Here is a 14,443-nt window from a genome sequence, read left to right on the forward strand (position 1 = left end):
GTCCTTCTTTAAGCCAAATCAGAAGTTCACGCCGACGCTGAGGGCGAGGAAGTCGCGGTCGGTCAGGGTGTTGTAGTCGCCACCAAAAAAGTCGGTGTAGTTCAGGCTGGCGGTGTAGGTGTTGCGGTAGTCCGCATCGACGCCGACGCTGATCGCCTTGGCACCCTGGTTGAACAAGCCGTTGGGGCCGTAACCGTTGACGTCGTGGGACCAGGACAGGTTGGGCTTGAGGTTCACCCCGGCAAACACGTTGTTGTAGTCGAGGATGGCGCGGGCACGATAACCCCAGGAATTAGCCGTGACGAAACCGTCGGTGTCGCCACCGAAACCGTAGGCGCCGTATACCGAATCGCGGCCGTAGCGCAGTTTGCTTTTCGCTTCCAGCCCGCCGACGTGGACGAAGGCGGCCTCACCCACCAAGGTCAGGCGTTCGGCCCCCAGGACCTGGTCGAAGAACTGCGTCATGGTGCTCTGGATCTGGGTGATTTCCTTGCGACGGTAACCGCTATTGTCGGCGCCAAACGAGCTGTGGATCGGCGATGCGGTATTGCCGGCAATCGGGTTGATCAGGGCCAGGGTCAGGTCAGTGGTATTGAGTTGCACCGGCGCATTCGGGCGGTAGCTGATTTCCCCGGTCCAGGCCGTGCCGGTGGGCAAGGTGGTGGAGAAGCTCGCACCGTACAGGCGAATATCTTCCGGGTAATCGAGATAGTACTGGCCACGGCCAAGCATGGTGCTTTGGGCCAGGGCCGAGCCGGTGCCCGGCGCAATGGCGTTGGCGGTGTTGACGATGCGCCCGATGGTGGCCAGGTTGGTGTTGGCCGTGAGGGTGCCGACGGTCGGCGTGCGGCTGTGGTAGTTCATGAAGTACAGGCCGTACTCCGTGTCGTCGCCCAGCCAGCGCAGGGCCGCACCGAACTGGCCGCCATCGCGGGCATCACGGTCCTTGGCGCGCTGCACCACCACACCTTCACTGGTCACCTGGAAGCCCTGGCCGAACGCTGCGGCCACGGGTTGCAACGGTGCAATCGCAGGGCTGCCGACCGTGTAGTTACCGTTGCAACCATGGGCCGCCACGTCGCCACCAAAAAACGTGCCGCAGTTATCCAGCACGGTGTTTTCCCAGTTCAACTGGTAGAAGCCTTCCACCGTCAGTTGGTTGGTGAGGCTCTGGGAGGCGAACAGCATATTGACCGGTATCAGCCCTTCCTTGATCTCGGCGCCGGGGCGACGGAAGGCCGATACGTCAATGGGGTTGATGCTGTTGATGGAGTTACCGATAAACGTACTCTCGCCCCAACTCACCACCTGCTTGCCGACACGCACGTTGCCCGGCAGGTCGGCGATGGAATAGTTGTGATAGACGAACGCATCCAGCAGCTCGTAGCCGGAAGAGCGCGCGCCTTCGTCGCGATGGTGATTGCTGATCTGCTTGAACTCACGGTCTTCATCCTGCAGCTCGAAGTCGTACCAGTACTTGCCGCGCACGAAGACGCCGCTGTCGCCGTACTTGAGTTCCAGGTCGTGGATGCCTTTGAAGATCTTGGAGAAGGTCTCGCCCTTCTTGAAGTTCAGTCGCCCGTCATCCCCGGTCGAAGCCTGCCCCGTGCCGCCATTGGACACGCCCACCAGCTTCTTGTCGGCATCGCGCATGCCCCAACTGGCGCCGACCGACAGCGAGGAATCGAATTGCCCTTCGATCTCGCCGATGTTGAACGAAACAGCCTGCGCCTGGGCACAGCATCCCAACGCAACCGCAGTGGCCAGCGCCTGTGGCGTGAAGATGGCGCGCATTGTTGTTTTTGTCATGCGTCTTCCCCGGTGAGTGACAGAAGGCCCCACCCTACTGCCGCCCTTCGGGAGCGATAAGCGCACCAAGGAGGTATTCGTGTTGTCGCTCGAAAGGATTAACAGCCGCTCTGGCGCGGCTCTGCGCGCGGGCATGCACCCTGTGGATGGCGGGTTATCAGGCCGGTGGATAGCGCCGAGGGAACTGTTTCCATATCGGTAACAGTCCTTGTCATGAACCGCTATTACTCATTTGGTTACAACCCTCTATTCTTGCCTGGCTTTCAGGGCAAATGGCCCGCTCCCAGCTTCGGGAGAAAAGCTGAAATTTTACGGATTGGCTACTGTATTCAATCTGTTACCGGTGTTCACTGACGTTGAATCTGTCGCTCCTTGATCCAACGTCTTATTTCGGCCGCTGCTTTGCAGCGGCCTTTTTTATGCTTAAAAAAAAGCGGGGCGCCATCAGCGCCCCGCAGTATTCATAGTCCATCTGGCAATGATCAGAGGCTGAACTTCTGCAAATTGGCCATCATCTCCTTCAAAGCCTCAATCGTGTCCTTGGGATGCACCGCCCCTTCAAAGTCACAGATCTGTTGCCAGTGCGCGGCCACGTCATCCGGCGAGAACCCGGCCTGCGGGTCGAAGCCCACGCCGAGGCTGCGTTCCCAGCGGGTCTTGCCGATCCAGCCGCCGCCCACTTCAAACAAGCCTGAGGTTTCCTGGCACGCCTCGCTGCCGAGGTACACCACCAGCGGGCTGACCAGTTCCGGCTTGAGGCGCTCGAATACCTGCGGCGGGATCAGACCTTCAGTCATGCGTGTGCCGCCGGTGGGGGCGATGGCGTTGACCAGGATGTTGTTCTTGCGCCCTTCCAGCGCCAGGGTACGGGTCAAGCCATACAGACCGAGCTTGGCCATGCCGTAGTTGGACTGCCCGAAGTTGCCGTAGATGCCCGACGTGGACGCAGTAAAGATCACCCGACCATAGCTTTGCTCACGCAGATGGGGCCAGGCAGCGCGGGTGACTTTGTAGGCACCTTCGACATGCACCCGGTAAACCAAGTCCCAGTCGCTGTCGTCCATTTTGTGGAAAGTCTTGTCGCGCAGGATGCCGGCGTTGTTCACCACCACGTCGATACGGCCGAAAGCGTCCAGGGCGTTCTGTACGATTTTCTCGCCATCGGTGACGGAATCATGGTTGGCTTCGGCAATGCCGCCGGCCTCGCGGATTTGTGCGACCACACGGTCGGCCGCCGACGCATTGGCGCCCTCGCCCTGGGTGGAACCGCCGAGATCGTTGACCAGCACTTTGGCCCCGTGCTTGGCGAACAGCAGCGCATGGGCCCGGCCCAACCCGCCGCCGGCACCGGTGACGATCACGACCTTATCCTGGAACTGCACTGACTCACTCATACCGAACTCCAATGGCGACAATGGGAATGGGTCGAGTGTCAGGCACAGGGCGTTCGGTCACAATAAATACGGCCAGGGCTGAATGGTGCGCGATAAGGCTGAAGGATGATTGCCTGTCTCAGGAATAGGCCATGCGCGGCGCGACCTGCACGATCCGCTGTCGAAACTCCAGGTAATGCTTGAGCACCTGCACCGGCGCTTCGATCTGCGGGTAGTGGCCGATATTGGCCAGCAATACCGTGTCGGCGTGGGGCACCAACTGGCGGTAACGCTCGACCATGTGGGCGCCGGAAATCGGGTCGAACTCGCCATCGATGACTCGCAGCGGTACGTCGCCACGCTGCAGGGCGCCCACCCAACGCTCACGCAGGCGACGGCGCTGGGGAATGTAGTTGATCAGTTTATGCAGGATGCGGGGCCCGTCATTGCAGTCGATCAGGCTCCAGAAATCATCGAGGGCGCTCTCACTGGGACGGGTCTGCGCGCCGAAAATCTGGCTGAAACTGTCGGACAAGGCATTGCGCCCAAATGCGCGACCGATCATCCAGCCCAAGGGGCTGAGCAGTAGTTTCTGCACCAGCACCAGACGATGGGTTTCGGGGAACAGCCCGCCGTTGAGAAACACACAACTGGCCATCTGGAAACGGCCTTCGTGATGCCGCGCCAATAATTCCTGGGCGACGCTGTCCCCATAATCATGGGCCAGCACATGCACCGGTTGCCGCACACGCAGGTGGTCGAGCAGCGCCTGTTGCAAATCGGCCTGTTCCAACAGGCAATAGTCGTGGTCCAGCGGCTTGGCCGAATCGCCAAACCCAAGCATGTCGCAGGCGATTACCAGATTGCGCTGGGCCAGGGGCTGCCAGAGGTAATGCCAGTCCCAACTGGCGGTCGGGAAGCCATGGATCAGCAGCAGCGGCTCGCCCTGCCCGGCCACCCAATACCGAATGGTGCGCCCGCGAAAAACGAAACTCTGACCGCACTTGCGCCAGGCCCTGAGCGGAATCTCGGCGAGAGGCATCAATTTTTATACCCCGGATCTTGCAGGTCCAATTTACGCAGCAACGCCGGCCAGGCCAGCGCGCCTCCCATACCCTGGGCGCTCTTTGTGACAGCCGCCACCATCGCCCTGGCCCCAGCGAGAACCTGCGGGTCGATGGTGATCAATTCAGCCGCGCCGTTTTGCGCAAGCACTTGGATATCACAGGCGCGCTGAAAGGTGAACATCATCAGGAAGGTGTCAGCAATCGTCCCACCGCAGGTCAGCAGGCCATGGTTGTGCAGCATCAGGAAGTTGTTTTCGCCAAGGTCGGCCTGCAAGCGCGCTTTTTCTTCGTGGTTCAGCGCCACGCCTTCATACGCGTGATAGGCCAGGCTGGACAACACGAACAAGGACTGCTGGCTGATGGGCAATACGCCCTGCTTCTGCGCAGACACGGCAACCCCCGCCGCCGTATGGGTATGCAGCACGCACACCACATCGTGGCGCACTTCGTGGATGGCACTGTGGATGGTGTAGCCGGCCGGGTTGATGTCGTAAGGGCTGTCCATCCGCTTGTTGCCGGCCTGGTCGACCTTGACCAGGCTCGACGCCGTGATCTCGTGGAACATCAGCCCATAAGGGTTGATCAGAAAATCATCGGTGCCCGGCACCTTGGCCGATATATGCGTGAAAATCAGATCATCCCAGCCATGCATGGCGACCAGGCGATAGCACGCAGCCAGGTCGACGCGGGTCTGCCATTCGGCGGCGCTGACCTGATCGTTGACATTCTGTGGCGATACAACGGGGGCTAGGCTCACGGCAATGACCTCCTTGGCGCACTTTATTATTATTTTTTGAGTGAAGGGTCAGTGTAGTCAGACCTCGTGGCGCAGGAAGTTGCCTTCGCAGCCAGCTTGATGGCCGCACGAGTCAGCCAAGAGAATAGTTTACATTTGGCCACCTCGCGTCAGAGAAGCGTCGCCAATAAAGGCGCTGCAAACAGGTTGAGCAGCCCCGTCAATACCATCACCAGCCCCGCGACAGAGCCCTCTTCACCGCCCACTTCATGGGCCCGGCTCACGCCTGCGCCGTGCGCGCCCACCCCAAACAATGCCCCGCGCGCCAAGGGGGTACGCAGCGGTAGCCACTTGAGCAGCACCCCTCCGAGCAAGGCGCCGAACACGCCGGTGAACATCACGAACACGGCCGTCAGTTCCGGCACACCGCCCAGGTCGGAAGACATCGGCATGGCAAACGGTGTGGTGATTGAACGCGGCACCAGGGACATCGTCACCGCACTGTCCAGCGCCAGCGCCTTGGCCAAACCGAACGAGGTGCCGATGGACGCCGCGCTGCCGGCCACCATGCCCAGCAGCAAGGCCGACCAATACCGCGCCAACAAGCGTCGCTGCTGCCAGATCGGCACCGCAAACGCCACGGTCACCGGGCCCAGCACCCGCATCAGCCAATGGGTGTCGCAGGCGTATTCGGCATAGGCGGTGTGCATCGGCACGGCCACCGCGAGCAGCAGCGCGGGCACCAGGATCAGCGGCGACAGCAGGTAGCGTCCGGTCCGACGGTAGATCCAGCGGCTGAAGATATAGGCGCCCAGGGTCAGGGCCAGCCAGAACACCGGCATCAGCTCAAGCTTCATGGCGCACCTTCCAACGACACACTATTTCCACGGTGAAGGCCGTCACCAGCATGACCGCCAGGGTGCTCACGCCGATCACCAGCAGAATGCGCCAACCGTCATTGCGCACCAGGCCGCCGTAGTCCAACAGGCTCATCAAGGCCGGAATAAAGAACAACAACATTTCCGCCATCAACACACCCGCCCCCAATTGCAGGGCAGCCGGCTTGACCAGGCCGGTGGCGAATGTCGCCAGCAACAGGCCCAGGCCCATCACGCCACCGGGGATGGGCCACGCCAACCAGGCCACCAGTTGAGTACCGAGCTGGTAGATGGCCAGCAGCACGACCAATTCAGTCAGCAGACGGCTGACGTGCTTGAAGCTGAAACGTTTCATGGGCTTTGGGTCCTCGTAAGCCTCCATTTTAGAGAGCCCCCTTCCATCCCCACAGCGAATTGTTAGACTGCCAACTATTCCAAACTGGAATCGAGCCCATGGAGTTCAAACAGCTGCGCAGTTTTGTCGAAGTCATCCACCGCGGCGGTTTTACCCAGGCCGGGAAAACCCTGCACATCAGCCAGTCCGCCGTGAGCAAACAGGTCGCACAGCTGGAACACAGCCTGGGCACACCGTTGCTCGACCGCATCGGCTCGCAGATCCGCCTGACCGCCGCCGGCCAGGTCGTCCTGCAACGTGCCGAAGCCATGCTGCGCCTGCAGAACGAGTTGCTCAGTGAGCTGGATGATATGCAGCACCTGACCCGTGGCGAGTTGCGCCTGGGCTTGCCGCAATTGGGCGGCGATACGCTGTTTGCCGAGCTGTTCGCCGAGTACCGCCGGCGCTATCCGAACGTCACCATCCAGTTGCTGGAAGGCGGCAGTCGCAGCATCGAGCAGGCGATTTTGAGCGGCGAGCTGGAAGTCGGTGGCAGCTTGAAGCCCAGCGACCCGGCATTCGCCTGGCAAGCCTTCTGCGATGAACCGCTGGATGCCTTGCTGCCGATGAACCATCCCTTGGCGCAGAACGCCCAGGTGCGCCTGGAGGAGTTGGCGGACACTCCGTTCCTGATGTATCAGCGCAGCTTTGTCTTGAACGACCGCTTACTACAGGCGTGTCAGCGGGTGGGCTTTACGCCGAAAGAAGGAGGCCGCAGCGGCCAGGCGGATTTTCTCGCGGCCCTGGTCGCGGCCGGTCAAGGCGTGGTGCTGTTGCCCAGCGTGGTCGCTCGTGGGCTGGTGCGGCCCGGGGTGGTACGCCTCACGCTGAAGGCGCCCGACTACCTGCGCTGGGACATTGCATTTATCTGGCGTGAGGGCGCCTATCTGTCGAAAGCCGCCCAGGCCTGGCTGGCGTTGCTGCGGGAGTTCCCGGTCAGCCGCGCAGTGCAGTGACCAGCTCGGCCAACCAGGGTTCGGCGTCGGTTTCCGGGTTGACGCTTTCGCTGGCGTCCAGGCGCAGCATCGGCAGCACTTCATGCACGCCCAACTCGCTGAACAACTCACGCATGTGCTCACCGCCGGCGCAGAACGTATCGCCGTAGCTGGCGTCGCCCAGGCCGATGACCGCGCCCGGCAAACCGCGCCAGGCTGCAGGCAACTGGTCGCGAATGCTCGAATACAGCGGTTGCAGGTTGTCCGGCAGCTCTCCCATGCCGGTGGTGGAGGTCACCGCCAGTAAAGCCTGCGGGGCGAAGGCCAGCATGTCCGCCAGGCTCGCGCGCGAGTTGTGCCTGGCCTCGAAGCCGGCCGCGTTAAGGATGTCGGCAGCGTGGTGGGCGACTTCTTCAGCCGTGCCGTACACCGAGCCGGAAAGGATGGCGACTTTCATCAATCTGATCCTGTCATTGAGCGAAAGCCTGGGATATTACCAGTTGGGGCAAATATTTCGGCACACACCGTGCAACATTCAAGACTTGCCATAAACTGCCAGTTCAAGAACACGCCCGGGACCGCGCTATGATTAACGCCAAGCTGCTGCAAATGGTCGTCAACGCTTCCAACGACGGTATTGTTGTCGCCGAACGGGAAGGCAAGGACAAACCGCTGATCTACGTCAACCCGGCATTCGAGCGACTGACCGGCTACACCCTGGACGACGTCCTGTATCAGGACTGCCGCTTTCTGCAGTCCGGCGACCGTGATCAACCGGCGCTGATGGCCATTCGTGAAGCACTGGACAGCGGCGGTACCTGCCGGGAAATCCTGCGCAACTATCGCAAGGACGGCAGCCATTTCTGGAACGAGCTGTCGCTTTCAACGGTTTACAACCATGCCGACAAGCAGACCTATTTCGTCGGTGTGCAAAAGGACGTGACCTTGCAGGTCAAGGCCCAGCAGCGCGTCGCGCAATTGGAGGCGGAGTTGGCGCAGGTCAAGGCCGAGCTGGCAGCGGTCAAGGCGACGAGCGGATCTAACAAAACTTAGAAAATGCGCTCATTAGAGCGGATAATGGCGTTTTAACACCCTCCCGATTGAGCAAGATCAATGCAACGCGACGCGCTTCTGACTCAGGACGAGTTGGATTTCATTCGTAACATGCAGCACAACCCCCAGCTCAACCTGCGGGATACCTCGTCTAGCCTGACCGTCAACGGCGGTTCCCAGCTTCGCGACTTGCTCACGCGGCTGGCTGCCCACGATCACGTCACCCTCCAGGCGCACTTCGATAACCAGCAACTCACCTTCCCGCTGCACTTGGAGGAAGACGAGTTTCATGCCGTGCATTTACGCCTGGGCGTACCGAGTATTTTTGAAGACGGGCCGATGATTCGTCCTTGGCGCCTGGCACTTGAAGCGCCGGTGGCGCTGGAAAATGTCAGGGGCAATCCCAGTGCGCTGTGGGTGCATGAAGTGTCGTTCAAGGGCGTGCTGGTGGAAATTCGTGGCCGGATCAAGGCGCCGAAAACCTTTGCCCTGTGGTTCAGCCCTTCCGGTTATGAACGCATCGCGATACGCGGCACGCTGGAGCGGGAAACCGCGCGGGGCTTGTTTGCCTATCGCCTGGGCCAAGGCGATGCGAATGAAACCGAGCGCCTGCGCCAATTCATCCTGCACCAGCACCGCTTGATGCATCCACAGATGCACACCTGACCTCAGGTATCCAGGTTACCGCGGAGAAATTGCTGCAAGCGGCGTTGCATCAAGCGCCCTTCATTGCCCAGGCAACCGACGGTGGAGCCTGCCAGGTCTTCCTCGGCCAGGTCCGACGCCGCACCGGCAAGAAACAACGGGCAATCCAGGGTCAACGCCAGTCGATTCAAGCGCCCGATCAGCGCCTGATTGTGTGAGTGATTGGAGAAGAGCACCAGCGCCTCGGGTTGCGTCTTTTCACACACCAGCGTCAATTCATCGAAAGGCTGGCCCATCCCCAGCACCTTCACGGCCAGATCGTCTCGACAGATCAACAGCCCCGCCACCAGCAACTCCAATTTACGGCACTCGCCAGGAATGGCCGCGAGCAACACCCGTGGCGCCGCCGACGCACACCCCAGTTGCAGACGCTGCAACGCCCGCACCCGCAGGAAATTGTCGAAGAACAGCCACTCACTGGCCTGGCCGAATCCGCCCTGATGACGCAACAGGTCGTTCCAAAGAGGCATCAGGATGTCCTGGAACGCCACGTTGAGCGGGTAGGTGGCAATCACCTGGTTGTACAGATGCTCCAGTTGACGGTCATCAAACGCGTTGACGGCCAGCACCAAGCGCGCCTGCCACTGCGGCCATTCGCCCTCCTCGACCGTGTCGTGCTCGACGCGCACGGCTGCGGCCTGCTGATCGTCACGCGCGAGGATCTTGCCCACTTTGCTCACGGCCACGCCGCGCTCGATCCAATCGACAATGCGATGAACCGTTTGAATATCGGCTTTGGAGTACAGACGATGCCCACTTTCGGTGCGCGTGGGTTGAATCAGGCCGTAACGCCGCTCCCAGGCACGCAGGGTGACCGGGTTGATGCCCGTCAATCTCGACACTTCACGAATCGGAAGCAACTCATCGGAGTCGGCAAGGCTGGCGAAGGAAGATTCGCCAATAGGCGCAATGATTTCGGGCATCAGAGGTCAAGAACGTCCGTATGAAAGTGAGTTCCATTTAACGCTTTTACCGCGATGTATATCAAGGTGTGTACCTATCGGACCGATGCCGCTGGTGTATTTTTACAAAACAGGAATAATCCTTGCTTACCGATATTGGCAACAACGAACCAAGCGTCGCTGCAACACCCCCGCAGCGTCGTCTGTGCGCCACCTACCCGGTTCAGCGCACCCGTCTATTTGGAGATACACAATGTCTACCTCACCCGTCACCCTGATGGTTGCGCGCCGCGTAGCCAAGGGCCGCTACGAAGAGTTGATGGCCTGGCTGCGCGAAGGCGAGCAACTGGCCACTGACTTCCCCGGCTACCTGGGCTCCGGCGTCCTCGCACCGCCGCCGCTTGATGATGAATTCCAGATCATTTTCCGCTTCGCCGACGAAAAAACCCTGCATGCCTGGGAATTTTCCGCGTCGCGCAGCGCGTGGCTGGGCCGTGGCAGCGAACTGTTTGCCGACCCGTCGGAGCATCGCGTGCGTGGCATCGATGGTTGGTTCGGTGCCGCAGGTACACGGCCGCCGCGCTGGAAACAGGCGGTGGCGATCTGGCTGGCGTTTTTCCCGGTGTCGTTGCTGTTCAACTTCGGCCTGGGGCCACTGCTCAGCGAACTGGACCTGTTCAGCCGCGTGCTGGTCAGCACCCTGGCGCTCACACCGCTGATGGTCTACCTGTTCATTCCACTCTCGACCCACCTGCTGGCCAACTGGCTGCACCCTTCGCCGCCACGGGCCAAGGCTACCGAAGCCGCGGCGTGAGTACAGGGCGGCTCGTCGCTGGTATGATTTGAACCTGCCAGCGACTTGAGCCTCCCATGACTGCAACGAACGCCCCGATCCTGATCACCGGCGCCGGCCAGCGCGTCGGCCTGCATTGTGCCGAACGCCTGCTGGACGACGGCCACTCGGTGATTTTCAGCTATCGCAGCGAACGCCCCGGCGTGCAGGCACTGCGCGAGCGGGGCGCGATCGGCGTGTTTGCCGACTTCTCCAGCGAAGCCGGGATTCTCGCGTTTATCACCGAGCTGCAGCGCCACACCCAAAGCCTGCGCGCGATCATCCATAACGCCTCGGCCTGGATCGCCGAAACCCCGGGCGACGAAAGCCGTGCATTTACCGACATGTTCCGCGTACACATGCTTGCGCCGTACCTGATCAACCTGCATTGTTCACCCTTGCTGCACCGCTCTTCACCCGCCGACATCGTGCATATCAGCGATGACGTGGTGCGCAAGGGCAGCCGCCAGCACATCGCCTACTGCGCCACCAAGGCCGGGCTCGACAGTCTCACGCTGTCGTTTGCCGCGCAGTTTGCACCGCTGATCAAAGTCAACGGCATCGCCCCGGCGATGGTGATGTTCAACGAAGGCGACGACGCGGCCTACCGTACCCAGGTGCTGGCCAAGTCGGCACTGGGCATCGAGCCCGGGCCCGAAGTGATTTACCAGAGTCTGCGTTACCTGCTGGACAACCCCTACGTCACCGGTACCACCCTGACCGTCAACGGTGGGCGGCATATCAAGTAAGCCGTTTGTGAGGATGTTGTATGACCTTATCCCTGCCCCAGCACTATCGCGAGATCCTTAAAGGCCTGGGTGAAGACCCGGAACGCGAAGGCCTGCTCGACACCCCTAAGCGTGCCGCCAAAGCCATGCAATACCTGTGTCATGGCTACGCGCAAAACCTCGAAGAAATCGTCAACGGGGCGCTGTTCGCCTCCGACAATGACGAGATGGTGATCCTCAAGGACATCGAGCTGTACTCGCTGTGCGAGCATCACCTGCTGCCCTTTATCGGCAAGGCCCATGTGGCCTATATTCCGACCGGCAAGGTCCTGGGCCTGTCGAAGCTGGCGCGCATCGTCGACATGTTTGCGCGGCGCCTGCAGATCCAGGAAAACCTCACGCGGCAAATCGCCGACGCCATCCAGGACGTGACCCAGGCTTCCGGTGTGGCGGTGGTGATCGAAGCCAAGCACATGTGCATGATGATGCGCGGCGTGGAAAAACAGAATTCAACCATGAACACCTCGGTGATGCTCGGCGCGTTCCGCGAGTCGAACACCACGCGCATGGAGTTCCTGCAACTGATTGGACGGAGCAAGTAGCAATGCCACAACTTCAACCAGGCATGGCGCGCATCCGGGTCAAGGACCTGTGCCTGCGCACCTATATCGGTATCAACGAGGATGAAATCCTCAACAAGCAGGATGTGCTGATTAATCTGACCATCCTTTATGCCGCCCAGGACGCCGTGCGCGACAACGATATCGACCACGCCTTGAATTACCGCACCATCACCAAGGCGATCATCGCCCACGTCGAAGGCAACCGCTTCGCCCTGCTGGAGCGCCTGACCCAGGAACTGCTGGACCTGGTGATGAGCAACGAGTCAGTGCTGTACGCCGAAGTCGAAGTGGACAAGCCCCACGCGCTGCGCTTTGCCGAATCGGTTTCGATTACCCTGGCGGCCAGCCGCTAACCCCTGGATTTGCGTGAAACCTATGACCGATCAACAACGCCTCGAACTCGAAGCCGCCGCCTTTAGGCGGCTGGTCGCACACCTGGACAGCCGCAAGGATGTGCAGAATATCGACCTGATGAACCTCGCCGGCTTCTGCCGCAACTGCCTGTCCAAGTGGTACAAGGCCGAAGCCGACGAGCGCCAGATCGAGCTGAGCCTCGATGCCGCCCGTGAAGTGGTGTACGGCATGCCGTATGCCGAGTGGAAAACCCAATACCAGCAAGAAGCCAGCGCCGAACAACACGCGGCGTTCGCCAAAGGAAAACCCCATGACTGACCTGAACACCCTGCGCGCCAGCCTCGACAGCGGCGAACATCTCTTCGCCGACACCCTGGCTTTCGTTGCCGCAGGTTACGCGTATAAGCCACAAGCCTTCACCAACGGCACCGTGGAAAACGCCGCAGCGCAGAACGAAGGGTCGTGCAAGACCCTCGGCCTGGCATTGCTGGAAGGCTTGAGCGATCAGCACGCACTGCTCGCGTTTGGCGAACACTACCGTTCGGTGGTGGCCACGCCTGAGGGCAGTGACCATGGCAATATTCGAGCGTTGATCGAGCACGGCTTGGCGGGTGTGAAGTTTGACCAGCAACCTCTGACTCGCCGCTGATCCAACGTGCAAACCCGATTTAATGTGGGCGCTGGCTTGCCTGCGATGGCGGCGGTAAATCCTGCATAGACGTTGGCTGACACACCGCTATCGCAGGCAAGCCAGCTCCCACAGGGATTGGATTACCAAATTGAGATAGCGATGGATCATCAAATCCCGCGCATAAAAAAACCGGCTTTCGCCGGTTTTTTTTATTTCAACGGTTTAGAGCGCAGCGTCCTTCAAACCGTCCAGGTAACGCTCGGCATCCAGGGCCGCCATGCAACCGGCACCGGCCGAGGTGATGGCCTGGCGGTACACGTGGTCAGCCACGTCACCGGCAGCGAAGATGCCTTCGATGTTGGTCGCCGTAGCATTGCCTTCACGACCGCCCTGCACCACCAGGTAACCGTCCTTGGCATCCAGCACGCCTTCGAACAGCGAGGTGTTCGGGGTGTGGCCAATGGCGATGAACACGCCGTCGACTGTCAACTCGTCGAAACTGCCGTCGTTGTTTTTCAGGCGCGCACCGGTCACGCCCATGTTGTCGCCGAGGACTTCATCCAGGGTGGCGTTGAGCTTGAGGATGATCTTGCCTTCAGCCACACGCGCGTGCAGCTTGTCGATCAGGATCTTCTCGGCGCGGAAGGTCTCGCGGCGGTGAATCAAGGTCACGGTGCTGGCGATGTTGGCCAGGTACAGCGCCTCTTCCACGGCCGTGTTGCCACCACCGACCACCGCGACCGGCTTGTTGCGGTAGAAGAAACCGTCGCACGTCGCGCAGGCGGATACGCCCTTGCCCATGAACGCTTCTTCCGACGGCAGGCCCAGGTAACGGGCGCTGGCGCCGGTAGCGATGATCAGCGCGTCACAGGTGTAGACGCCGCTGTCGCCGGTGAGGCTGTAAGGCTTTTTCGAGAAGTCGACCTGGTTGATGTGGTCAAACACGATCTCGGTTTCGAAGCGCTCGGCGTGCTCTTTCATACGCTCCATCAGCACCGGGCCGGTCAGGCCGTGGACGTCGCCCGGCCAGTTGTCGACTTCGGTGGTGGTGGTCAACTGACCGCCCGCCTGCATGCCGGTGATCAGCAGTGGCTTGAGGTTGGCTCGGGCAGCGTAGACGGCAGCGCTGTAACCGGCAGGGCCGGAACCGAGAATAATCACTCGCGAATGACGGGTATCAGACATGACTCACTCCTGTCGACCGCCCGGACTACAAGGCGGCTGGAATAAAAAAGGACCGCGAAGCACTTGGGGAAGGCTTGAACTCGCAGATCCTGAAAATAATGGGTGCAGCGTATAGAGGGGGGCAAGATTAAGGAAATACGGAATAACAATCCAGCTCATAGGCGGTCTCTATGCAGTCGCCCCCATTAATCGACGCCTTTGTTACCGTTGATGTCGTCACACTGGCCGCTCTTTCGCC

18 protein-coding genes are annotated in these 14,443 nt (G+C 60.6%); 9 read left to right on the forward strand and 9 right to left on the reverse strand.

Going from position 1 to position 14,443, the window contains the following annotated elements; all coding sequences use genetic code 11:
- Positions 1 to 18: 18 nt before the first annotated feature.
- The 6 genes from ACS5Q8_RS24075 to ACS5Q8_RS24100 form a co-directional block, all read right to left on the reverse strand.
- Positions 19 to 1,809: a DUF1302 domain-containing protein gene (locus tag ACS5Q8_RS24075; RefSeq protein ID WP_276194807.1), complete on the reverse strand. Its 1,791-nt coding sequence runs from the start codon at positions 1,807 to 1,809 to the stop codon at positions 19 to 21.
- A 482-nt stretch (positions 1,810 to 2,291) separates the two neighbouring features.
- On the reverse strand, positions 2,292 to 3,203 hold the full coding sequence (locus ACS5Q8_RS24080; protein ID WP_276194809.1) for an SDR family oxidoreductase: 912 nt from the start codon (positions 3,201 to 3,203) through the stop codon (positions 2,292 to 2,294).
- A gap of 118 nt (positions 3,204 to 3,321) precedes the next feature.
- Positions 3,322 to 4,224, reverse strand: coding sequence for an alpha/beta fold hydrolase (locus ACS5Q8_RS24085; RefSeq protein WP_276194810.1), 903 nt, complete (start codon positions 4,222 to 4,224; stop codon positions 3,322 to 3,324).
- Entirely contained in the window at positions 4,224 to 5,006 is a 783-nt protein-coding gene (locus ACS5Q8_RS24090; RefSeq protein WP_276194811.1) for a class II aldolase/adducin family protein, read from the reverse strand. The genes ACS5Q8_RS24085 and ACS5Q8_RS24090 overlap by 1 nt, the downstream gene beginning before the upstream one ends.
- 149 nt (positions 5,007 to 5,155) lie before the next feature.
- Positions 5,156 to 5,842, reverse strand: a complete 687-nt coding sequence (locus ACS5Q8_RS24095) for an LrgB family protein (RefSeq protein WP_276194813.1) — start codon at positions 5,840 to 5,842, stop codon at positions 5,156 to 5,158.
- On the reverse strand, positions 5,832 to 6,218 hold the full coding sequence (locus ACS5Q8_RS24100) for a CidA/LrgA family protein (RefSeq protein WP_276194814.1): 387 nt from the start codon (positions 6,216 to 6,218) through the stop codon (positions 5,832 to 5,834). Before ACS5Q8_RS24100 ends, ACS5Q8_RS24095 begins: the two co-directional genes overlap by 11 nt.
- A gap of 98 nt (positions 6,219 to 6,316) precedes the next feature.
- Here ACS5Q8_RS24100 and ACS5Q8_RS24105 point away from each other — a divergent pair, with 98 nt between their 5' ends.
- On the forward strand, positions 6,317 to 7,213 hold the full coding sequence (locus ACS5Q8_RS24105) for a LysR family transcriptional regulator (protein WP_276194815.1): 897 nt from the start codon (positions 6,317 to 6,319) through the stop codon (positions 7,211 to 7,213).
- Here the strand turns inward: ACS5Q8_RS24105 and ACS5Q8_RS24110 are convergent.
- Entirely contained in the window at positions 7,194 to 7,649 is a 456-nt protein-coding gene (locus ACS5Q8_RS24110; protein WP_276194816.1) for a flavodoxin, read from the reverse strand. The genes ACS5Q8_RS24105 and ACS5Q8_RS24110 overlap by 20 nt on opposite strands.
- 128 nt (positions 7,650 to 7,777) lie before the next feature.
- Here ACS5Q8_RS24110 and ACS5Q8_RS24115 point away from each other — a divergent pair, with 128 nt between their 5' ends.
- Both ACS5Q8_RS24115 and ACS5Q8_RS24120 read left to right on the forward strand, forming a co-directional pair.
- Complete coding sequence (locus ACS5Q8_RS24115; RefSeq protein ID WP_276194817.1) at positions 7,778 to 8,245, forward strand: PAS domain-containing protein; 468 nt, start codon at positions 7,778 to 7,780, stop codon at positions 8,243 to 8,245.
- Between the two features lie 60 nt (positions 8,246 to 8,305).
- On the forward strand, positions 8,306 to 8,911 hold the full coding sequence (locus ACS5Q8_RS24120; RefSeq protein WP_276194818.1) for a hypothetical protein: 606 nt from the start codon (positions 8,306 to 8,308) through the stop codon (positions 8,909 to 8,911).
- A gap of 2 nt (positions 8,912 to 8,913) precedes the next feature.
- Here ACS5Q8_RS24120 and ACS5Q8_RS24125 read toward each other — a convergent pair whose 3' ends face one another.
- The gene (locus ACS5Q8_RS24125; RefSeq protein ID WP_276194820.1) at positions 8,914 to 9,873 is read right to left on the reverse strand and encodes a MerR family transcriptional regulator; all 960 of its coding nucleotides are present in this window, start codon (positions 9,871 to 9,873) and stop codon (positions 8,914 to 8,916) included.
- A gap of 232 nt (positions 9,874 to 10,105) precedes the next feature.
- On the opposite strand from ACS5Q8_RS24125, the gene ACS5Q8_RS24130 reads away from it, so the two are divergent.
- From ACS5Q8_RS24130 to ACS5Q8_RS24155, 6 genes are read left to right on the forward strand one after another with little or no spacing between them, the layout of a single operon-like run.
- The gene (locus ACS5Q8_RS24130; protein WP_247398013.1) at positions 10,106 to 10,666 is read left to right on the forward strand and encodes a putative antibiotic biosynthesis monooxygenase; all 561 of its coding nucleotides are present in this window, start codon (positions 10,106 to 10,108) and stop codon (positions 10,664 to 10,666) included.
- A gap of 56 nt (positions 10,667 to 10,722) precedes the next feature.
- The gene (gene folM / locus ACS5Q8_RS24135; RefSeq protein WP_276194821.1) at positions 10,723 to 11,433 is read left to right on the forward strand and encodes a dihydromonapterin reductase; all 711 of its coding nucleotides are present in this window, start codon (positions 10,723 to 10,725) and stop codon (positions 11,431 to 11,433) included.
- Between the two features lie 20 nt (positions 11,434 to 11,453).
- Positions 11,454 to 12,014, forward strand: coding sequence for a GTP cyclohydrolase I FolE (gene folE, locus ACS5Q8_RS24140; protein ID WP_247398018.1), 561 nt, complete (start codon positions 11,454 to 11,456; stop codon positions 12,012 to 12,014).
- A 2-nt stretch (positions 12,015 to 12,016) separates the two neighbouring features.
- Positions 12,017 to 12,388 (forward strand): dihydroneopterin triphosphate 2'-epimerase, encoded by a 372-nt coding sequence (folX, locus tag ACS5Q8_RS24145; protein ID WP_026140129.1) that lies wholly within the window; start codon positions 12,017 to 12,019, stop codon positions 12,386 to 12,388.
- Between the two features lie 22 nt (positions 12,389 to 12,410).
- Positions 12,411 to 12,707: a DUF1244 domain-containing protein gene (locus ACS5Q8_RS24150; protein WP_247398021.1), complete on the forward strand. Its 297-nt coding sequence runs from the start codon at positions 12,411 to 12,413 to the stop codon at positions 12,705 to 12,707.
- Positions 12,700 to 13,038, forward strand: a complete 339-nt coding sequence (locus tag ACS5Q8_RS24155; RefSeq protein ID WP_443693859.1) for a HopJ type III effector protein — start codon at positions 12,700 to 12,702, stop codon at positions 13,036 to 13,038. Before ACS5Q8_RS24150 ends, ACS5Q8_RS24155 begins: the two co-directional genes overlap by 8 nt.
- Before the next feature lie 204 nt (positions 13,039 to 13,242).
- Here ACS5Q8_RS24155 and trxB read toward each other — a convergent pair whose 3' ends face one another.
- Positions 13,243 to 14,205: a thioredoxin-disulfide reductase gene (trxB, locus tag ACS5Q8_RS24160; protein ID WP_276194825.1), complete on the reverse strand. Its 963-nt coding sequence runs from the start codon at positions 14,203 to 14,205 to the stop codon at positions 13,243 to 13,245.
- Between the last annotated feature and the right edge of the window lie 238 nt (positions 14,206 to 14,443).

Source organism: Pseudomonas sp. PAMC25584 (assembly GCF_058135675.1).